Here is a 19,806-nt window from a genome sequence, read left to right as displayed (position 1 = left end):
ATGGATTATGAACGTCTGATTGATGAAGAAACATGGGCGTTCATAAGACGAACGGCTGAAAGCTATCCAGACGATGCGGTTGACCTGTCGATCGCGGAACAGCGCCGCGTCTATGACGCGATGTGTCAGGACTTTCGCCAACCCCGTCCTTCGGGACTGGATGTGCAGGACAGGTCCGCCGATGGCGTACCTGTGCGCGTCTATACCGCCGGAGATCCAACGCGCACCGTCGTCTACTTCCATGGCGGCGGTTTTGTCGTGGGCGGGTTGGACAGCCACGACGATGTTTGTGCCGAAATTTGTGCGCAAACCGGGTATCGGGTCGTTTCCGTCGACTATCGCTTGTGCCCCGAACACGTCCACCCCGCGCAGTTTCAGGACGCCTGGACCGCGACGAAATGGGCGGCGCAGGAGTTTGGCGATCCCCTGGTACTGGCTGGGGACAGCGCGGGCGGCAATCTGGCGGCTGCCGTGGCAAAACAAGGGCGAGGGCAATTGGAGAACGTACTGGGGCAGGTACTCATCTATCCCGGTCTGGGTGGCGACACGTTGGCAGGATCGTACGTTGAACACGCCCAAGCGCCGCTTTTGACGTTAGATGAAATCCGATTCTACGAAAAGGTGCGCTGTGGCGGCTCTGTCCCGAAGGATGATCCGACATTTGCGCCTTTGCAGGATACCGATTTCTCGGGCCTGCCGCCTACCGTGGTCGTGACCGCCGATTGTGACCCGTTACGCGATGATGGTCCGGCCTATTGCGAAAAGATCATCGCGTCGGGCGGGAAGGCGCACTGGATCAACGAACCCGGCCTCGTGCACGGCTATCTGCGGGCGCGTACATCAGTGAAACGCGCTGCAGACAGTTTTGAGAGAATCTCGATTGCCATTGAGGCACTGGGGCAGGGGATCTGGTCCTACGACTGATTACATCAGGAATGGCTTGGCCTTCATCGTCTCGGCCAGCGGGGCATCCATGCGGTTCAGGATCGTGGGGGCCAGTTGTAGCTGGTCAATCACCGCATCCGCCTCGGGGCCTTTGGCGTCTCCGAAGTAATACAATGCTGTTTCCTGTTGTAGCGGGCTTCGTCCGCCGTGGTGGCCACGCTCGTCCTGACCGTGGTCGGCGGTTACGATAACCTCATAGCCGAGCTGACGCCAACGGGGGATGAAGGGGGCTAGCATTTCATCCGCAACGAAACAGGCGTGGTCCATCTCCTCACAATCGTGGAAGAATCGGTGGCCCATGCTGTCCAGAGTGCAGGTGTGCAGGATGCCATAGTCCAATCCGAACCGTAGGCACAGATTGGTCAGCGTTGCGTACAGATCAACGTCCGAAGGCGTCATTTGATTGGCCTTGCCATAACCGGTCATGCTGTGGAACCGGCCGTGGTTGATCGTCTTACTCTCTGGTTCGTCATATTCGATGTCGCGGACGTAATCGAACGGGTGGCGATTGAAAAACTGCGACCAATAGCTGTGGGTGACGGCACCAGTGACGCCTCCAGCCTCGCGAACCTGACTGAACACGTCCTTATGGCTCAGCCGGAAAACATTGCCGTTGCCGGTGCAACCATGTTCCTGCGGTGTGACACCGGTGTGGATCGAGGCATAGCAGCTGGCCGAGGTCGAGGGCAGCACCGCACGCAGTTTCCAGACCTGCGCGTTGCCGCTGTCGACCCAGCCTTCGAGGTTGCCGAACAGGCGGCGGAAGTTGCGCCATGGAACACCGTCCAGAATGATGAGGAGCAGTTTGCGGTCCATTCCCTGACCCTTTCTTTAATTCCTTGGGGCGACCCTAGGGGATTCACCACACCGAGGCTGCCTGTTAGCGCCCCGAATAGCAAAATCCCGACACCTGTCATCAGACAAAATGCCGGGATTTTCACTTTTCACAGGGCTGTCACAGACGCGCTCAGTTCCCCGCACTTTCCATCTTGCGATGGGCGACGACCTCTTCCAGCCAGCCCAGATGCATCTCGGGCACTGAACTGAGCAGAAGGTCGGTATAGTCGTCGAACGGAGGGCTGAGAACCTGTGACTTCGGCCCATACCGCACCACGCGACCCTGATACATCACAGCGATACTGTCGCTGATCGCGCGGACCGTTGCCAGATCGTGCGTGATGAACAGATAGGCCACATCCTCAATCTTCTGCAAATCCAGCAGCAGCTTCAGGATGCCGTCCGCCACCAGAGGATCGAGCGCCGAAGTGACCTCGTCACAGATGATCATCTTGGGCTTGGCCGCCAGTGAGCGCGCGATGCAGACACGCTGTTTCTGACCACCCGACAGTTCCGCCGGATAGCGATCGATGAACTTTTCGCCCAGTTCGATCTCATCCAGCAATTCTATGATCCGCTTGCGCTTTTCCGCACCGCGCATGTTGAAGTAGAACTCCAACGGGCGGCCGATGATCGTGCCGACAGTTTGACGCGGGTTCATCGCAACATCTGCCATCTGATAGATCATCTGCAACTCGCGCAGGTCCTCACGGGTGCGACCCTTTAGGTCGGGCGAGAGCTTGCGACCGGCAAAATTGATCTCTCCATCGCGTGGGGGCAGCAGGCCGGTGATTACCCGCGCCAGCGTGGATTTGCCGGACCCGGATTCACCCACAACTGCCAGCGTTTGCCCCGGATGAAGCTCGACATTGACGTTGTGCAGCACGTCGAAATTCAGCCCCTTGTACCGCGCTGTGATACCATCAACGGTCAACACGGGTTCCGGCGTGGGCTTTTTCTCTTCGTGTTCAATCGAACGCACCGAGACCAGCGCCTTGGTGTATTCCTCTTGCGGGTTGTTGATGATCTGATCGGTGTTGCCGTATTCGACCGTATTACCCATCCGCAGCACCATGATGTCGTCGCTCACCTGTGCAACAACCGCAAGGTCATGCGTAATATAGAGCGCGGCAACGCCGGTGTCTGCGATGGCCTCTTTGATCGCCATTAGAACGTCGATCTGCGTGGTTACGTCCAACGCCGTTGTGGGTTCGTCGAACACAACCAGATCAGGCTCGGGGCACAACGCCAGCGCGGTCATGCAGCGCTGCAGCTGACCACCCGAAACCTGGTGCGGATAGCGGTCGCCGATGTTGTCCGGATCGGGCAAACCTAGCTTGGCGAACAACTCGCGCGCGCGCTTCTCGGCCTCTTTACGGCTGAATTTTTTCTGTTCAACCGCAGCCTCGACAACTTGGTCCATGATCTTCTTGGCGGGATTGAAGGATGCTGCAGCAGACTGAGAAACATAAGTGACCTCACCTCCTCGCAGCTTGCGGATATCGCCGTGCGACGTTTTCAGGATGTCACGTCCGTTGACCCAAACCTCGCCGCCGGTAATTTTCACTCCACCCCGACCATAGGCCATCGAGGCCAGACCGATAGTGGACTTGCCGGCCCCGGATTCACCGATCAGCCCCAGCACCTTGCCGGGCGCGAGGTCAAAGCTGACCCCGTGCACGATTTCGATGTCATGGGGTTTCTCACCTGGCGGGTAGACCGTTGCGCCGATCTTGAGGTCTCGGACTTTGAGAAGCGGTTCACTCATCCCCGGCCTCCTTTCAGCGATGTGGTACGGTTCAAGACCCAGTCAGCCACAAGGTTGACCGAGATTGCCAACGTCGCGATGGCCACGGCAGGGTAAAGCGCCGCACCGATGCCATAGACGATACCGTCCTTGTTTTCCTTCACGATGCCGCCCCAGTCCGCCAGCGGCGGCTGGACGCCCAACCCCAGGAAGGACAGGGTCGAGATGAACAGAACCATGAAGATGAACCGCAGACCCAACTCAGCCACCAGCGGGGACAGAGCATTGGGCAGGATTTCCCGGAAGATGATCCAGACCCGGCCTTCACCGCGCAGTTTGGCGGCCTCGACATAGTCCATCACGTTGATGTCCACAGCGACGGATCGTGACAGGCGATAGGGTCGAGTGGCATCCAGCAGACCCATTACCAGAATCAGGATCGGGATCGTCACGGGAACAATGGCCAGAATGACCAGAGACAGGATCAGGGTCGGGATCGACATGATCAGGTCAACCGTCCGGCTGAGCACCTGATCGGCCCATCCGCCAAGCACCGCTGCCAGCAGACCCAGCGATGTGCCTGTAACAAAGCTGAGGATCGTGGCCGCCGCCGCAATGAAGATGGTCGTGCGCCCGCCATAGATCATGCGGGTTAGCAGGTCGCGACCTATATTGTCCGTGCCCAGAAGATGCTCGGCGCTTGAAGGCTCCCACACGTCACCGACCACTTCGGCCATGCCATAAGGAGCAATCAACGGTGCGGCGAAAGCAACGACAAAGTACAGGACGGTGAAAAACAGACCGATTGCAGCCGAAATAGGAATATTCTTCATCATTTCGGGTGCCTCAGTCTTGGGTTGGCAAGGATCGACACGATATCGGCAACCATATTCAGGCCGATATAGACGGCCGCAAAAACGACACCGCACGCCAGAACGACTGGTACGTCGCGCTTGGTCACTGAATCCACCAGGTATTGACCCATGCCGGGATAGACGAACACCACCTCAACAACCACGACGCCCACAACCAGATAGGCCAGGTTCAACATGACAACGTTGACGATGGGTGAAATTGCGTTGGGAAAGGCATGCCGCGCGATAACCTGAAACGTGGTCAGGCCCTTCAATTCAGCTGTTTCGATATAGGCCGATTGCATAAGGTTCAAAATCGCCGCGCGCGTCATTCGCATCATCTGCGCCAACACAACCAGCGTCAGAACGAAAGCGGGCAGGGCAACTGCATAGAGTTTCTGACCAAAGGACATCGTGTCATTGATCATCGCCAGCGAGGAAAACCATCCCAGCTTGACCGAGATGAAATAGACCAGCACATAACCAATCAGGAATTCGGGGATCGAAACCGTGGTAAGTGTGATGGCAGAAATCAGTTTATCTGGCCAACGGTTGCGGTACTGGACGGCCAGCAGACCCAGAAAGATGGCAAGCGGCACAGAAACGACCGCCGCAACACTCGCCAAAAACAGGGTATTCCCCAAGCGTTTTCCGATACTTTCGGCGATGTCCAGTTTATTGGTCAGAGACTGGCCCAGATCGCCCTGCACAATGCCTCCCAGCCATTCGAAATAGCGGGTCAGGGCCGGGCGGTTGAGGCCCATTTCCTCGCGCAGGTTTGCCAGCGCCTCGGGGGTTGCGGATTGGCCAAGGACCGCTTGTGCGGCGTCCCCCGGCAAGGCTTCGGTGAGGCCGAAAATCAGAGCCGATGCACCGAAGAGAAGCAGGAGTCCCAGCGCCAGGCGCTGGGAAACCAGTTTGATGATAGGATGCATGATCCGTGGCCCTTATCAGGCGAACCAGGTTTTGCGCGCAATGTACTGGTTCATCAACTCGCCATTCGGGTCAGTCACCCAGCCGGCAACTTGAGTGCTGATACCATCAATGAAGTCATTGAACATTGGGCAGATCAGGCCGCCTGTATCGCGCACCATGTATCCCATCTTGGAGTACAGCTCTTTGCGCTTTTCGGGATCGAGTTCCGCCCGCGCCTGCAGCAGAAGGGCATCAAATTCCTCGACCTTGAACCGGGTGTCGTTCCAGTCTGCGGTCGACAGATAGGCGGTACCATACATCTGATCCTGAACCGGACGACCCGACCAGTACGAGGCGCAGAAGGGCTGAACGTTCCACACTTCGGACCAGTATCCGTCATTTGGTTCACGCTTGATTTCCAGCGGAATACCGGCCTGTGCCGCCGATTGCTGGAACAAGGCTGCCGCATCCACCGCGCCGGGGAACGCACCATCCGCAGTACGCAGGATGATTGGGGACCCGTCATGCCCGGACTTCTGATAGTGCTCCTTGGCTTTTTCCAGATCAAACTCGCGCTGGGGGATCGAAGTATCGAACAGCGGGTAGGAGACATTGATAGGCATGTCATTACCCAGAGATCCGTATCCACGCAGGATCTTGTCGACCATTTCCTCGCGGTTGATCGCATATTTCAGCGCCATCCGCAGTTCATTGCTGTCGAAGGGCGCTGTGTCGCAATGCATGATGAATACATAATGCCCGCGGCCCGGCGTCGACTCGACGGTCAGATTTGGTGCTCGTCCAAGCAGATCGGCCACTTTAGGTTCGACACGGTTGGCCATGTGCACCTGACCTGATTGCAGCGCGGCCATACGGGCTGTGGCATCGTTGATCACGATGTTTTCCACACTGTCGTAATGGCCTTCATCGCTCCAGTGATTTTCGAACTTGGAGAACAGGTGCCGTACACCCGGTTCATTTGTTTCAAGCTTGTATGGCCCTGTACCGACTCCGTCGCCAGGGTTTTCCATTCCGCCATCGGGCTGAACGATCAGGTGGTAGTCGGACATCAGATAGGGCAGGTCGGCGTTCGCCTCGGCCAACGTGACCTGGAAATATTCCCCGTCTGCCTTCATCGACTCGATACCTTTCATGATGCCCAGGGCACCGGATTTTGAGTCTTCGTTCGAGTGGCGTTCCATGGTCTTCAGCACATCTTCGCTGGTCATGGTCTTGCCATTGTGGAATTCGACGCCGGGACGCAGTTTGAAGGTCCAGACTTTTGCGTCTGCACTGCCTTCCACACTTTCCGCTAGGCGCGGCTCAATCGAGCCGTCAGGGGTGACTTCTACCAGTGTATCCCCGAATAGGCGCCCGTTCATGGCAGGTACAGGGCTGGCATAGCTTGCCGGGTCAAGCGAATTGGTGGATTCGCCGCTGCTCATCCCCATTTTGAAGTCGCCGCCCTTTTTCGGACCAGCCGCGCGTGCAGCATCGGCAAACATGGTGCTGGCCAATGCCGCCGACACACCCAGAGCCGCTGCTTTCCCCATGAATTCGCGGCGCGTAAGCTTGCCGGCTGTGACCTCTTTGGTCATGTGGGTGAGTTGTTCGTTCATTCAAAGATCTCCCAGTTGAGTGGTTTGTAGGCCCTTGATGGGCTTTTTATTGACGCGTGAGTCAAAGTAGGCGCATTTCGGTCGTGCGGGCAAGGGCAAATGTCTCGTCCGCGCGGGTCAGAAAATCAGACCTGATCACGTGGTATGGAATCCTCCAGTTCCTTCGTTGATATCAAGTTCTCGCCCTCATAGGCATCCAATTTTGCCCTGAGGTAGAAGGTGGTCGCGTCCGCCCACGGTTCACGCCAATTCGAGCGCAAGGCCGGGGCTGGTGGGCGGGACGAATAAGACCACATTGTTGCGCCCCACCCAAAGTTCTCATTCAACAGGCAGCCGCCTTTATAGTGGATGTCGTCGGCAAATCGGTCGGCGGTCGAACACAGGGTGATGATTGCCTTCAGCGGTTCGGGCTGCAGTACCGCGACCTGAAGCGCGTTGAACCCGCCCCAGCTGATCCTCATCATCCCAACCGCACTAGTACACCAAGGTTGTTGGGCCACCCATTGAATCGTTTTCACTGCGTCGTCTAGTTCTTGATGGGTGTATTCGTCCTCCATCAGACTTACGCTGTCGCCATTGCCGTGCATGTCCACGCGGATGCAGGCATGGCCGTGTTGCACAATCCTAGGGTGGGTCAGAGCGTCTCGGACCAAAGTGCCATCCCGCTTGCGATAGGGCAGAAACTCCAAGACGGCGGGGACGGGGTCTTCTAACGCATCTCTGGGGCACCATTCGCGAGCGGACAAGCGGCAGACATCAGGCATTTCGATGCCGATGTCAGGAAGATCTTCGATATCACGTAGCGTGTTCGCAGGCGGCGTCATTGTAGCACTGTCCGAGCTTTTCAAAATCCGGGCGCCTCGGGAATCGTCAAATCATGAGCGGATTACGACAAGCAGATCCATCACGTTTGTTCCAGTCGGACCAGTGACCAGTAAAGCCCCGGCACCTTCCAGATAACTGCCGCTGTCGGCATTCTGCAAAGCTGATTCAGCGCCGTCACCCCACGTAGTAGCGTCAATAACGGCTCCTGCGGCTTGGGTGGGCCCATCTGTGCCGTCGGTTCCCCCGACAACAATCGTTATTCGATCGCACCCAGAAATTTCTTGTGCCAGTGCCAGTGCAAGCGCTTGGTTGCGGCCGCCGCGCCCGGGATTTTCTGGCAGGATCACCGTTGGCTCTCCTCCGAACACCATGACTCCGGTGGGCATGTTTCGGATACGCTCGCCCAAGGTTCCGGCAACGTTCAGAAAATCATCATGCAGGCATTCTTCGTTGGTATGCACATTTAAGCCTTCGCTTCGCGCCAGTTCCACTGCGGCTTCACGTGCATGAGCGTTCGAGGCTACGATCTGTGTGTGGGCCTGAAAACTAACTGAGGCAGGCAGCGCCCCAATCCCCGATCCGATAACGTTCAGATCGTCGCCTGGCACATCGGAAATAGCCAGAACTGTCGCCTTTTTCCCTTTGAAATGGGACAGCAATCCACCGCCCTTGATCCGCGACAGCTTGCGCCGTTCGGTGTTCATGGACGTGATGTCCAGACCTTCTGACAGAAGTTTCTTGTTTAATCGCCCCAAGTCTTCCAACGACTTTCCCGGTAGCAAATCTTCGGCCAACGAGGACGCACCGCCTGAAACCAGCAGCAGCAGATGCGAATCCGAATCCATTGCCTCTACCGTCTCACGCAGAGCCCGGCCCCCCAGAAGGCTTCGCTCGTCTGGAACGGGATGAGAGGCCTCAATTACCGTCACATGATCAGGCAGGTCACGCCCGTGGTCATCCTTGGTGACAACCAGCGTGGGGAGCAGACCGAAATGATCTAACGCGGCACGGGCCATCGCCGCTGCGGGTTTGCCCACGGCCAGAATCTGATCTGGCTCGGAAACATCGCTCAAGACCTTGCTTGTTGCCGTGTACCCACCTACGGCATCGACACCAGCCTGCCAGATGCGAATTGCTTGCTCTCTTCTGTCCATCAGCTTTCCACCCAAATCGTGACCGGCCCGTCATTGACCAGTTCAACCGCCATATTTGCACCGAATTTTCCGGTTTCTACGGGCACACCGCAGGCCTGAAGATGCTGGGCAAAGACTTCATACAGATGTTTGCCAACTTCCGGCGATGCAGCCTCGGAAAATCCCGGTCTGTTGCCGCGAGATGTATCGGCGGCCAAAGTGAATTGGCTGATCACCAGCGCCGAGCCTTCAATATCCACAACCGAACGGTTCATTTTGCCTGCGTCATCCTTGAATATACGCAGCTTCGAAATCTTGGCAGCCAGCTGGTCCGCCTTTGCCTCATCATCTTCCTGCATCGCGCAGACAAGGATCATTAACCCCGGTCCAGTCTGACCGATAACCTGTCCGTCTACCGATACTTTGGCGTGCGAAACGCGTTGTAATACTGCGCGCAAAACTATTCTCCGCTTGGTGTGCTACCCGAGCCACTGGGCGATCTCATTCAGATCGGCGCGGTCGGTGCGAAAACTGTTGGCTGGGTGTTCATTGTCGGCATATCCGAATGAAATCGCGCATAAAAATTTGCGGTCGTCCGGAATGTCGAAATATCGGTGAATGAATGGGCTGTAGGCCGCTAGCGCAGCTTGTGGGATCGTGGCTATGCCCAGGGCCTGTGCAGCTAGTGCAAAAGCAGTGATAAACCCGCCACAGTCCAACGCACCATAGGCCCCCAGCTCAGTTGGGCTTGTAAGGAGTGCGCAATGCGGCGCGCCGAACAGGGTAAAGTTTTCCATCATCTGCCGGGCCGAGGCTGCGCGGTCCCCTCGTTCCACGCCCACGGCCTCGTACAAAGCCCAGCCGCAGGCTCGACGACGATCCTGATAGGCCCCGGAATACGAAGTTGGAAAAGGCAGATCAGGGGCCGAGGTTCCTGTTTGTGCCTCTTTCTGTAATGCGGCACGAAAGCGGTCGGTTTCTGCACCGCTGGCAATCACGACATGCCAGGGTTGGGCGTTGCACCAACTGGGCACACGTGCGGCGCTGGTCAGGATTTGTTCGATCTGGTCCTTTGGCACCGGATCAGAGAGAAATGCACGGCAGGAATGTCGGGCGGTCAGCAATTGGTTCAGATTGGACAGTGCCACGCGTATCTCCCCCTCGGCGTTGACGCGGCGCAGGATGGCGTCGGACCAACAGAAGTCAAGCGCTAACATTCCTCACTCTTTTGGGTCGCGGCCCGTGTCAGCCCTGCTGACCAGTTGCCATCAGGTACCCGACGCCAGCGGCTACAAGCAGGCCAAGCAAAACGGCAACGGTGATCTTGATCGCTGACCAAGGGCGTTCACCCTGAACACGACCAGTGCGCCCGTTGACAACGAACCGATAGGTCTGGCCACGATACTTGTAAGCCGCCATCCAGACCGGCAGTAGGATATGCTTGAAGGTCACGTCGCGCACATCCGTATCGATCGCATGTATCCGCTGACGGTCACCGCCAATATCGAAACGAACATCCCGCTCGATCACGCGGGCCATGTACCCGCGGGCCTCGGAGTATCCTTCCTGCAATTCGACCGTATAGGCCTCGGCCCGGAACCCTGCCAGATACTCTGGTTGATACGGTTCCAACGCGGGCAAATCCCAGGGTTCCAGCGCGTCTGTATAGGATTTGGGCAAGGATCTTGAGGCCAGCACCAGAACGTCGTCAAAGAATCGTTTCACCCGGCCAGATTTCGGCGACCAACGCACCTTGGGCACCTGCTGTTGAACACGTTTGCCATCACGCATGACAGTTCGCGTTTCATAGTAAACGGTGCCGCGTTCACCACGGTAGCTGGATTGTGTGTCTGCATCAAAGGTCCAGTAGGGCACATAAATGCCCTGCATCTTGCGGCCTTTGCGGGCGTAGTCCTTCAGCCCATTTGGCGCAAACCAAAGCTTGCCCAGCCAATCTCCCATCGCCTTATGCGCCGTGCGTTCGTCCAGAGCAAACGGCAGCACTCCTCGCGGTTTGATGTGTCGATTGGTCCCGGTATCCGTAACCACTGGCGTCGCGCAGAACGGGCATTCGGCGGCGTGGGTGGCGGGGTCAAATTCGACCTGAGCCGCGCAGTTGGGGCAGGATAGAACACGCGTTTCCTCGATCTCGCTGTCTGGCAGTTGCTCCGCGATAGCAGCGTTGAATTCCAGTTCTTTCAGGCTGGCACCACCCCAATGGCCAGCGCCGATTGCTTCGGAATGTCCGCAATGGTCGCAGGTCAGACTGCCATCACTGGGGTTGAACCTGTAATCCGCACCGCATTGCTCGCAGGGAAATCTGTGTTCTTCGGTCATCATGCCGCCCTGTTTCTACGCTAGCGCCCAAATGATCATGCGCCGGGCGGAGGCGGTGGCAAAATGGTGAACAGCTGTGCCAGTTCCTGCACTTCACCAGCCTTTTTCCAGCCGTCCTGACCAGCCGTCCAGACATGGGTGTCGCGGGTGATCTCTCCGTCCGTTGCCATGCGGCCCATCTTGGCCTTCGAGAATGGCCCGCTGGTCTGACCGTCAACCGCGATATGCCACACATGCTCGACAGGCGGGGGAGGCGGCGGTGCCGCATGTGCCGCGGGTTGCGGGGCAGCGGGGGCGGAACTGCTCCACGGGCCGCGAGGCTGACCCGCTGCCATGTTCGACATCTGTTGTGCCATAGCCATGCCCATTCCCATGCCAAGGCCGGCACCCATGCCTCCGCCCTGACCTGGGTTATTGGCTGCAGCAGTCATGGCTTCGGCTGCGGAATACTGTGTGAACTTGCCCAGATCACCTGCCAGCCCCATCGAGGTGCGCTTGTCCAGCGCGGCCTCGACCGCCGGCGGCAGCGAGATGTTTTCGATGTAGAATTCGGGCATCTCCAGCCCGTAGCTGTCCAGCACCGGGGAAACCTCAGCCGCGATCAATTTGCCCAAATCGGCGGTATTGGCGGCCATGTCCAGAACCGGAATACCCGACCCGGCGATCACGCGGCTGAATTCCTGAACGATGATGTTTCGAATCTGAAAGCTGATCTCATCCATGGTAAACTCACCATCGGTGCCGACGATCTCTACCAGGAATTTCGCCGCATCCTTCACACGCACAGTATAGGTGCCAAAGGCCCGGATGCGGGTCGGACCAAATTCGGGGTCGCGCAACATGATCGGGTTCTTGGTGCCCCATTTCAAGTCATTGAACCGGGTCGTGTTGACGAAATAGATCTCGGATTTGAACGGAGACTGAAAGCCGTGATCCCAGTGCTGCAGGGTCGTCATGATCGGCATGTTGTTGGTCTCAAGCATGTAAAGACCCGGCGTGAATACGTCCGCCAGTTGACCTTCATGCACGAACACCGCCGCCTGACCTTCGCGGACAGTCAGCTTGGCACCGTATTTGATTTCGTGCCCCTCTCGCACGAACCGCCAGACCATGGTGTCGCGGGTGTCATCGACCCAGTGAATGACGTCAATAAATTCTCCGGTCAGAAAATCGAAAATACCCATCGGGGTCTCCTTTCCTTGGGCTCAGAGCTGCTGGCCCATCAATTCGCGTGCAATGATCCGAACCACGGGGCGGGCGTTCTCGGCCGTCACGCCGGGTTCCAGGCGCGGGTCATAGAGCATCGTCAGTAATTTCTCGTCATGGCTGGTCAGCAGCGCAAACTCATCGTCATCGTTGAAAATCGAGGGCCGTGCGGCGGGGCTGTCATTGGACAGGCCGAGGCCCTGAGCAATCTCTTCATGAATGCAGCTGCGGCGTAGCAAGTCGGGCAACTCGGTTCGAATCAGCGTCACCGCGCGCACGTAACGGTTCGGAGCATTGCTTGTGGCCGAAGCGAAAACGAAACAGTCGATATTGGCACGTGGGTTCGCGACCAGATCCAGAGAGGCCTGACTGATATTGGGAATGAGCTGCTTGAGACGTGCCACCACATAACTGCCGTCATCCTTGCCAGCAAAGAACACATGGAAGTTGGCCTTGCGATTGACGACTGAAATCGGGTGATCCGTCAGCTTGGCCAGCCGCGCCGTGTACGCCTCGACCTGTGCAGTGTCCTGTTCGCGTGCATCGGGCGGAACTGACGGGGCGAACTCGGTCTGAACGCGCACTGGACTTGTCCAACGGCTAAGCTGCCCATCCGTCCTGAGCGTCGAGGCGGTCACTGCGTGATCGGGATATTCGCTATAAAAGGCGATGGCTTCGAAATTACGCGCCAGATCGTCGGCATCGTAAGGCGTGTCCGGGCCGCCACCGTCCACCCGCAGCAGGCCACGGGTCAGAAGGTCGCGCTCTACGCGCTGATAGAAACGGGCCAAATCCTGACTTGCCGCAGAAGGGGGGACATAGGCGTTGGGCGCAGGTGCCACGACTGCCGGTCGTGGTTGTGGTGCAACCGAAGACGAAAGCGTTTCGTCGCAATTGGCCAAGGCCAACAACGATAACACGCCCAATACGGGTTTCAGATAGCCCTTAAACCGCACGCCCAACCTGCCGTCAGCCCGGCACCGCCGTTCCGGCATTGTCACCGGTACCATCCTTCCGCGCCTTGGCGGCGGCGAGTGTGTCGCGCAGTTCGGCCTCCATCTTCTGCAGTTCCTGCTCGGCTGCGGCGCGCTTGGCTTTGCCTTCGTCTGCAATAGCCAGACTTTCGTTGATTGTACCAATCAGGTCAGCATTGGCCTGTTTCACTGCTTCAATGTCGAATACGCCGCGTTCCATTTCCTCGCGGATCATCTTGTTCGACTCGCGCAGGTTGGCTGCATTCGAGGTCAGTAACTCATTGGTCAGATCGTTTGCGTCGCGTACTGCAGCGGCGGCTTCGGCGCTGCGTTGAATGGTAACAGCTTGCGCCAGTTGCGTTTCCCACAGCGGCACGGTGTTGACCAAGGTCGAGTTGATCTTTGTCACCAGCGACTTGTCGTTTTCCTGAACCAGCCGGATCGAGGGCAAGGACTGCATAGTCACCTGGCGTGTCAGTTTCAGGTCGTGAACACGGCGTTCCAAGTCGTCGCGCGCGGCGCGCATGTCGCGCAGCTCTTGCGCTTTCATGACTTGCTCGTCTTCGGCCGCGGCCTGGACTGCGGCCTCTTTCTCGGGAATGTCGTGGCTGTCCAGCTCGGTCAGCTTTTCCTCACCGGCTGCGATGTAGAGCGCCAGTTCATCATAGAACCCAAGGGTTTTTTCATAGAGCAGGTCCAGAGATTTGATGTCTTTCAACAGTGTGTGCTCATGGCCCAGCAAGTCATCGGTGATCCTGTCGATCTGGCCTTGAACTTCTTCGTACTGGGCGGTGAACTTGGCGAAAGGTGCGGCTTTGCCCACCAGTTTTTCCCACCAGCTACGCTCGCGACGCACGTCAAGCTCGCTGACCGAGAAACCGCGGATCGTGGTCACTATGTTGCGTAGGCTATCGCCGGCGGGGCCGACGTCCTTGTTGCGGACGTCTGCCAGCATAGCCTGACTGATTTCCTGCAACTCCGCTTGTGCGGATGATCCAAAAGCGACGATCGAATTGGTGTTGCCCATGTCAATCTCGTCCATCCGCTTGCGGATTTCTGCGCTGACCGGCTCGTCGGCATCCTCAAGCGAAACGACTTCGGTCGATGGCTCGGGAAGGGCAACTGCCGTTACTTCCTCTACCAGTGTTTCAGCCTCGACCGCCTTGGTCTTGATCTCTTCGGACATGGGAATAATCCTCTCTCAAATAATCGGCCGGTCAGTCCAACCGGACGCCTTCGCGTTGCAGCCGTTCGCGCAACACATCAATTTCAACTGTTAGATCGCTGCGATCATCCAATAGCATCTTGCGGGTGCGGGCCGCGAAATTCTGCTCTAGATCATCCAGCAGAGACGTGTAATCCGCCAGCGCCTGCGCATCCTGCGTGCGGGCATAAACGTCTGCAAATTTAATCGTCGCGTCGCGTGCGCCCTGCAAGTAGACCGTCAGGTATTTGCGGGCCCCAGCCAGATCGCGGGGGTCTTCTTCAACCGTGCGGAACAGGTCGCGGGCAGTATCCTGAAACCGTTCGACGCGAGCTTCGACCCGGCGGTCGCCCGCGCGTTTGATAGCGTCAGTCATCTTGGTTAGGTGGGATTCGGCGTCTTCAACAACGCGGGCTACGCGGTCTTGCTGAAAGGTGTCGACACCCTCCATCCCTTTGTCTTTCATCGGGTCCAGACCGAAAGATACGGAATGCAGCACCGTTGCCACGGCTCCGAACAAAATTGGGGCCAGTAGGCTGGCCTGAGCGGCAGTCTCGGCATCCAAGTACTCCACGCGATATGAGGCCAGCGCGGCACCAAGGCCGGTCAGCACACTTGCGAAAATCTTGCGGGGAAAGGACGGGCGGCGTGCGGCGCGGCGCGCGTTATATGCGGCCTCGGCGCGTAGACCTTCGCGCAACAGAAAAGCGGCAGCGGTCAACATTCCGGCTGCGATCAGCCCGATGGTCATCCCTATCGCACCGTCGTTCAGCGACAGAAAAATCAGGGGGATGGCAGGCAGGAACAGGATGTTTACCCGCGCACCTGCTGGTTCGACACGCGCACCATGGAACTGACCGCGCGGTGGCAGATCGTCGCCGGACCCATCGCCCTCGGGGCTGTATTTTCCGCCATATCGTTTTGCCATGCGTTACAGGCCCCCCAGCACGCCGGTGCAGACGCCGAATAACAGTACCAGCAAGGCCGCGTAGGCCAGTTTTTGTACTCCGGTCCCTGACATGGCGTTCCCCAATCGCAGCAATTACGGAAAATTTAGGAGATGCGCGGGCTTGGCGCTAGGGGGAAGGTTGCTAAACCTGCGTCACTTGCGAGTTTTCTTGCCGATCGGTGCCCGTTTTCTTTGCGGTCGCGCCGGGCGTTTGGGTTTGTCTTCGGGTTCCGCGTCCAGCCCTAACTGATCGCGCATCACGCGGCGTCGGATTTCTTCAACCTCACCGGGTTTCAGGCTACCCAGCTGGAACGGCCCGTATGACACGCGCAGCAGGCGGTTCACGGCAAAGCCGATATCCTCCATCGCGCGGCGAATCTCACGGTTCTTTCCTTCGCGCAGACCGATAGTCAGCCAAGCGTTTGCGCCCTGTTGGCGATCCAGAGAGACATCCATCGGCAGAAACCGCTCTCCATCGATCACCAAACCCTTGCGCAGCGGGGCGAAATCCTCGTCCTTTGGCCGTCCGTTGACCCGCACGCGGTATTTACGCAGCCACCCGGTTGAGGGCAGTTCCAGTTTGCGCTTGATGCCGCCATCATTGGTCAGCAGCAGCAACCCTTCCGAGTTCAGGTCCAACCGCCCAACGCTCATGACGCGCGGCATGTCCTCGGGCAGGTTGTCAAAGATGGTCGCGCGACCTTTTTCGTCGCGTGTTGTCGTCACCAGGCCGGGCGGCTTGTGATACAGCCACAAGCGCGAGGGTTCCGGCTCGGAAACCGGTTTGCCGTCCACTGTGATCTTGTCTTTGGCTGTGACGTTCAGCGCAGGGCTGTCGATTGTCTTGCCATTCACGGTCACACGACCGGCTTCGATCATGCGTTCAGCTTCACGGCGCGAGGCAACGCCCGCGCGGGCAAGCACTTTGGCGATCCGGTCGCCGGGAGGAGGGGTTTTGCTCATCCGCAGCCCATAGCGCATCCCGCCCGCTTGCGAAAGACAGGTTTCTGATGCAGTCAGAGGCATGGAGTTCAGATCGCATATGGACAAGGCGCTGGTTGAGGCGCGTGCCGCAGCAGATCGCGGAGAGGTCCCGGTAGGCGCCGTCATTGTCGCGCCTGACGGTCGCATTGTGGCCTCGGCGGGAAACCGAACGCGTGAGCTGAGTGATCCCACCGCCCATGCCGAAATTCTGGCTCTGCGCGCCGCCTGTGCCGAGGTCGGGTCGGAACGCCTGCTGGATCACGATCTTTATGTAACTTTAGAACCCTGTGCGATGTGCGCGGCTGCGTTGGCTGCGGCGCGTATTCGGCGCATCTATTACGGGGCCGCCGATCCGAAATCCGGCGGTGTGGCCCATGGTGCGCGGGTGTTTACCCATAAACAGGCGCACCATGTCCCCGAAGTTTATGACGGAATCGCGGGGCAGGAAGCTGCTGACCTGCTCAAAGCCTTCTTTGCCGAGCGGCGCGACCCTAAAGAGTGATGGGTTTCATAACCTCTGGCTCGATCACATCGACACCCGGTAACCCGTCGACCAGCGCCTCAGCGGATTGCTCCAGAACCGGGAAGGTTTTGTAATGACAGGGAATCACCGTCTTAAAGTTGAAATACCGATTGGCCGCATAAGCCGTCGCTTTCATATCCATGGTGAAATGCCCACCCGCCGACAGAATGCCGATATCGGGTTTGTAGTAGTCGCCCATCCAATCCATATCGGCCATGATATCGGTGTCGCCGGACACGTAGAGCATGTGGCCTTCGGATGCGATCATGAAACCAACCTCACTGCCTCCGGTCCGCAGTCCCTCGGGTGTTGAAAAGGTCGAGCTGTGCGACGCGGGCACCATCGACACCATCACGCCGTTCAGGTCAACTGTGCCACCCTTGTTGAACCCGATGGTCTCCAGCCCTTCGGCCTCGCTCCAATATCCCATCAGGTCGTATTGGCCGACCACGGGCACCTTCAGGTGCTTGGCCAGCGACACCACATCGGCCACGTGATCAAAATGCGTGTGCGTCAGAAGGATATGCGTCGCACCGTCCAATGCGGCGTCGTGCTGTTCTTCGGACAACACCGGATTGCCGGTCAACCAAGGGTCAATCAGCAGAACTTGCCCACCAGTTTCGATGCGGAAACTCCCGTGGCCCAGCCAGATGATGTTCATGAAAACGTCCTCCCAAAACAAACTGTTGGCATCAACTTAGCATCGGCTATGTAAAAGTTCATGGACTGGTTTCAGGAAATTGACGGCTATTGCGAGCGTCTGACGCCCGCCTATTGGGCCGAGCCGATCAACGCGGTAACAAACGCGGCGTTTTTAGTTGCAGCGTTTATCATGTGGCGGCGGGTGCGCGGGCAGGGGATGCCGCTGGCGATGATGTTGGTGGTGATTCTGGCTGCAATCGGGGTTGGCAGCTTTTTGTTTCACACCCACGCGCAGGTTTGGTCCGCGATGGCGGATGTCGTGCCGATTCTGCTTTTTATTCTGGTCTATATCTTCGCGATCAATCGCGATGTCTGGCATATGAATCTGTTGCCTGCTGCGCTCCTGGCCGCGCTGTTCATTCCTTATGCAGTCGCAACAGTGCCTCTGTTTCAATTCGTTCCCGGCTTGGGGGGATCAGCAGCTTATGCGCCGGTGCCGCTGCTGATCCTGACTTATGCCTATCTGTTGCGCAATCGTGTGCCGGATACCGCCCGTGGCCTCGCTACCGGAGCGGTGATCCTGATTGCCTCGATCACTTTTCGTGCGCTGGATGACCCCATTTGCGCGCACGTGCCACTGGGTACGCATTTCATGTGGCACATCCTGAACGCCGTCATGCTGGGTTGGATGATTGAGGTGTATCGCAGGCACATGACCCGCGTGCCTCAGCCCTGAAACGCGGCGGCCAGATGTTCCGGCAGGTCAAACTCGGTCAAAACCCGCGCTCGACCCTCAGCTGACATCTTGCGCGCGGTTTTCTCGACGATGCGTTGGATTTTCTCGGCCGAGTGCTTTTCCGCGAAGGGTGCAAAGTACCATTTGAGAAACACGAAGCAGATCACATCTTCCAGCGCCTGAACCTCGTCATCGCGCTTGATGCCCTGCTTGCGTAGCATGCGACCAGCGGTTTCAGCTTCGTCCGCGCTGTAACCGGCCTGCTCCATCATCGCCATGACAATCTCGGCGTGGTGCACACCTTGCGCCTTGCGCCAGGCCAGATATCCGGCACGTCCTTCGGGGTACTCACTGCGCGCCAACTTCCAGCGTTCCACGTGCTGCCCGCGCGCGGCGATCTGCAAAATATCCGAAGCGTCGGGGAACAGTCGGTCCAACTCGGCGCTCATCCGCTGTCCGTAGAGCAATTCGACGGGCTGGCCATCGTCGAGATTGGGATCTTGCCTGTTGGCCGCATCTATCGCGTCCAGAACCAATTGCTTGCATGCGCTCATCTTCCGCTCCGTTGGTTTGCCGGATTTTCGATGCAGTCCGGCGGGTTAGTTCTGACCATCGTAGCTGTTGGTTGTCGAAGATGCAGCAGCCTTTTGCACCTCAGCCGGGCCGGAGGGGGTGTTCGGCCCGGCTACATCATTTATGTTATTTGCTCGAATTTACTTGGCCCCGCGTGACCGGTTCTTGAACCGGTTCAGGGAATATCAGGTTGGGGACCAGGTTGTTCGTGGGGACACCGAAAGCCATAGCCGGTGCGCTCAGAATGGTTGCTGTCAAAAGGGCTGCAGTGATGAAGGTTTTCATTTTCATTCTCCGGTTTGCGGCTATGCTGTGAATATGAAATGAACAGTACAGTTTAGTTTTTCAAGGTATAAACTGAACTAAACGGTTTACTTTTTTGTGTGCGACACATTCAGATTTGAATTGCGGCCTGCAGTCGTTCGGCGAAACAAGATCACATCCAACCCTTGGTACTCTTGCGACTGCTGCATCAGACGGGTAAATGCCCCCTAACGCATATGAGGTTTTCCGATGTCGATTGACCAAAGCACCGCCGCCAAGGTGGCCAAACTGGCCCGGATCAAGGTCGAGGACGACGCGCTGCCTGCGCTGGCGTCCGAATTCAACACCATCCTTGGGTTCATCGAGCAACTGAACGAAGTGGATGTCGAAGGCGTCGATCCGATGGTTTCGGTCGAGCCGATGCGTCTGAAACGTCGCGAGGATGTGGTGACCGACGGCAACCAGCAGGCCAAGGTTCTGGCCAACGCCCCCGACGCACGCGAAGGCTTTTTCGCAGTCCCCAAAGTGGTGGAGTAAGA

Annotated in this window: 20 protein-coding genes and 2 pseudogenes; 4 read left to right on the top strand and 18 right to left on the bottom strand. The window is 57.8% G+C overall.

Features of this window, described 5'->3' with window-relative positions; translation table 11 throughout:
* A complete protein-coding gene (locus GOW93_RS09320) occupies nucleotides 1–924 on the top strand; it encodes an alpha/beta hydrolase (RefSeq protein WP_170383406.1) in 924 nt (307 codons plus the stop codon).
* Here GOW93_RS09320 and GOW93_RS09315 read toward each other — a convergent pair whose 3' ends face one another.
* From GOW93_RS09315 to GOW93_RS09245, 15 genes and pseudogenes are all read right to left on the bottom strand, one after another.
* Nucleotides 925–1,761 (bottom strand): alkaline phosphatase family protein, encoded by an 837-nt coding sequence (locus GOW93_RS09315; RefSeq protein WP_170383404.1) that lies wholly within the window; start codon nucleotides 1,759–1,761, stop codon nucleotides 925–927.
* A gap of 151 nt (nucleotides 1,762–1,912) precedes the next feature.
* Nucleotides 1,913–3,550 (bottom strand): ABC transporter ATP-binding protein, encoded by a 1,638-nt coding sequence (locus GOW93_RS09310; protein WP_170383402.1) that lies wholly within the window; start codon nucleotides 3,548–3,550, stop codon nucleotides 1,913–1,915.
* Nucleotides 3,547–4,362, bottom strand: a complete 816-nt coding sequence (locus GOW93_RS09305) for an ABC transporter permease (protein ID WP_170383797.1) — start codon at nucleotides 4,360–4,362, stop codon at nucleotides 3,547–3,549. The genes GOW93_RS09310 and GOW93_RS09305 overlap by 4 nt, the downstream gene beginning before the upstream one ends.
* On the bottom strand, nucleotides 4,362–5,318 hold the full coding sequence (locus GOW93_RS09300; protein ID WP_170383400.1) for an ABC transporter permease: 957 nt from the start codon (nucleotides 5,316–5,318) through the stop codon (nucleotides 4,362–4,364). The genes GOW93_RS09305 and GOW93_RS09300 overlap by 1 nt, the downstream gene beginning before the upstream one ends.
* A 15-nt stretch (nucleotides 5,319–5,333) precedes the next feature.
* Nucleotides 5,334–6,917: an ABC transporter substrate-binding protein gene (locus GOW93_RS09295; protein ID WP_170383398.1), complete on the bottom strand. Its 1,584-nt coding sequence runs from the start codon at nucleotides 6,915–6,917 to the stop codon at nucleotides 5,334–5,336.
* Nucleotides 6,918–7,144: 227 nt separating this feature from the next.
* Nucleotides 7,145–7,741, bottom strand: a pseudogene (locus GOW93_RS09290) (CocE/NonD family hydrolase); the annotation flags it as partial.
* Nucleotides 7,742–7,792: 51 nt separating this feature from the next.
* Nucleotides 7,793–8,896 (bottom strand): glycerate kinase type-2 family protein, encoded by a 1,104-nt coding sequence (locus tag GOW93_RS09285; protein WP_170383395.1) that lies wholly within the window; start codon nucleotides 8,894–8,896, stop codon nucleotides 7,793–7,795.
* Complete coding sequence (gene dtd / locus GOW93_RS09280; protein ID WP_170383393.1) at nucleotides 8,896–9,333, bottom strand: D-aminoacyl-tRNA deacylase; 438 nt, start codon at nucleotides 9,331–9,333, stop codon at nucleotides 8,896–8,898. Before dtd ends, GOW93_RS09285 begins: the two co-directional genes overlap by 1 nt.
* Nucleotides 9,334–9,354: 21 nt before the next feature.
* The gene (locus tag GOW93_RS09275; protein ID WP_170383391.1) at nucleotides 9,355–10,092 is read right to left on the bottom strand and encodes a nitroreductase; all 738 of its coding nucleotides are present in this window, start codon (nucleotides 10,090–10,092) and stop codon (nucleotides 9,355–9,357) included.
* 28 nt (nucleotides 10,093–10,120) lie between these two features.
* On the bottom strand, nucleotides 10,121–11,212 hold the full coding sequence (locus GOW93_RS09270; protein ID WP_170383389.1) for a TFIIB-type zinc finger domain-containing protein: 1,092 nt from the start codon (nucleotides 11,210–11,212) through the stop codon (nucleotides 10,121–10,123).
* 35 nt (nucleotides 11,213–11,247) lie between these two features.
* The gene (locus GOW93_RS09265) at nucleotides 11,248–12,396 is read right to left on the bottom strand and encodes an SPFH domain-containing protein (protein ID WP_170383387.1); all 1,149 of its coding nucleotides are present in this window, start codon (nucleotides 12,394–12,396) and stop codon (nucleotides 11,248–11,250) included.
* Nucleotides 12,397–12,417: 21 nt separating this feature from the next.
* The gene (locus tag GOW93_RS09260) at nucleotides 12,418–13,428 is read right to left on the bottom strand and encodes a DUF2927 domain-containing protein (RefSeq protein WP_254443505.1); all 1,011 of its coding nucleotides are present in this window, start codon (nucleotides 13,426–13,428) and stop codon (nucleotides 12,418–12,420) included.
* Nucleotides 13,388–14,578, bottom strand: coding sequence for a toxic anion resistance protein (locus GOW93_RS09255; protein WP_170383385.1), 1,191 nt, complete (start codon nucleotides 14,576–14,578; stop codon nucleotides 13,388–13,390). Before GOW93_RS09255 ends, GOW93_RS09260 begins: the two co-directional genes overlap by 41 nt.
* Nucleotides 14,579–14,609: 31 nt before the next feature.
* Nucleotides 14,610–15,524 carry a 5-bromo-4-chloroindolyl phosphate hydrolysis family protein gene (locus GOW93_RS09250; protein ID WP_170383383.1) on the bottom strand — a complete coding sequence of 305 codons (915 nt, stop codon included), beginning with the start codon at nucleotides 15,522–15,524 and terminating at the stop codon, nucleotides 14,610–14,612.
* Nucleotides 15,525–15,713: 189 nt separating this feature from the next.
* Nucleotides 15,714–16,508: pseudogene (locus GOW93_RS09245) on the bottom strand (pseudouridine synthase); the annotation flags it as partial.
* Nucleotides 16,509–16,569: 61 nt separating this feature from the next.
* Between GOW93_RS09245 and GOW93_RS09240 the strand changes: the two are divergent.
* A complete protein-coding gene (locus tag GOW93_RS09240; RefSeq protein ID WP_170383378.1) occupies nucleotides 16,570–17,031 on the top strand; it encodes a nucleoside deaminase in 462 nt (153 codons plus the stop codon).
* Here GOW93_RS09240 and GOW93_RS09235 read toward each other — a convergent pair.
* On the bottom strand, nucleotides 17,021–17,713 hold the full coding sequence (locus GOW93_RS09235; RefSeq protein WP_170383376.1) for a metal-dependent hydrolase: 693 nt from the start codon (nucleotides 17,711–17,713) through the stop codon (nucleotides 17,021–17,023). The genes GOW93_RS09240 and GOW93_RS09235 overlap by 11 nt on opposite strands.
* A gap of 60 nt (nucleotides 17,714–17,773) precedes the next feature.
* Between GOW93_RS09235 and GOW93_RS09230 the strand changes: the two genes are divergently transcribed.
* Nucleotides 17,774–18,430, top strand: a complete 657-nt coding sequence (locus tag GOW93_RS09230) for a ceramidase domain-containing protein (RefSeq protein WP_170383374.1) — start codon at nucleotides 17,774–17,776, stop codon at nucleotides 18,428–18,430.
* On the opposite strand, the gene GOW93_RS09225 is transcribed toward GOW93_RS09230, so the two are convergent.
* Both GOW93_RS09225 and GOW93_RS09220 read right to left on the bottom strand, forming a co-directional pair.
* On the bottom strand, nucleotides 18,421–18,984 hold the full coding sequence (locus tag GOW93_RS09225) for a DUF4202 domain-containing protein (RefSeq protein ID WP_170383372.1): 564 nt from the start codon (nucleotides 18,982–18,984) through the stop codon (nucleotides 18,421–18,423). The two genes, GOW93_RS09230 and GOW93_RS09225, sit on opposite strands and share 10 nt — an antisense overlap.
* 145 nt (nucleotides 18,985–19,129) lie before the next feature.
* A complete protein-coding gene (locus GOW93_RS09220) occupies nucleotides 19,130–19,288 on the bottom strand; it encodes a DUF4148 domain-containing protein (RefSeq protein ID WP_170383370.1) in 159 nt (52 codons plus the stop codon).
* 228 nt (nucleotides 19,289–19,516) lie between these two features.
* On the opposite strand from GOW93_RS09220, the gene gatC reads away from it, so the two are divergent.
* Nucleotides 19,517–19,804: an Asp-tRNA(Asn)/Glu-tRNA(Gln) amidotransferase subunit GatC gene (gatC, locus tag GOW93_RS09215; protein WP_170383368.1), complete on the top strand. Its 288-nt coding sequence runs from the start codon at nucleotides 19,517–19,519 to the stop codon at nucleotides 19,802–19,804.
* Nucleotides 19,805–19,806 lie beyond the last annotated feature (2 nt).

Origin of the sequence: Ruegeria atlantica (assembly GCF_013032455.1) — a bacterium.
Taxonomy (GTDB): Bacteria; Pseudomonadota; Alphaproteobacteria; order Rhodobacterales; family Rhodobacteraceae; genus Ruegeria; species Ruegeria atlantica_B.
This window is presented reverse-complemented; position numbering and strand designations above follow the sequence as displayed.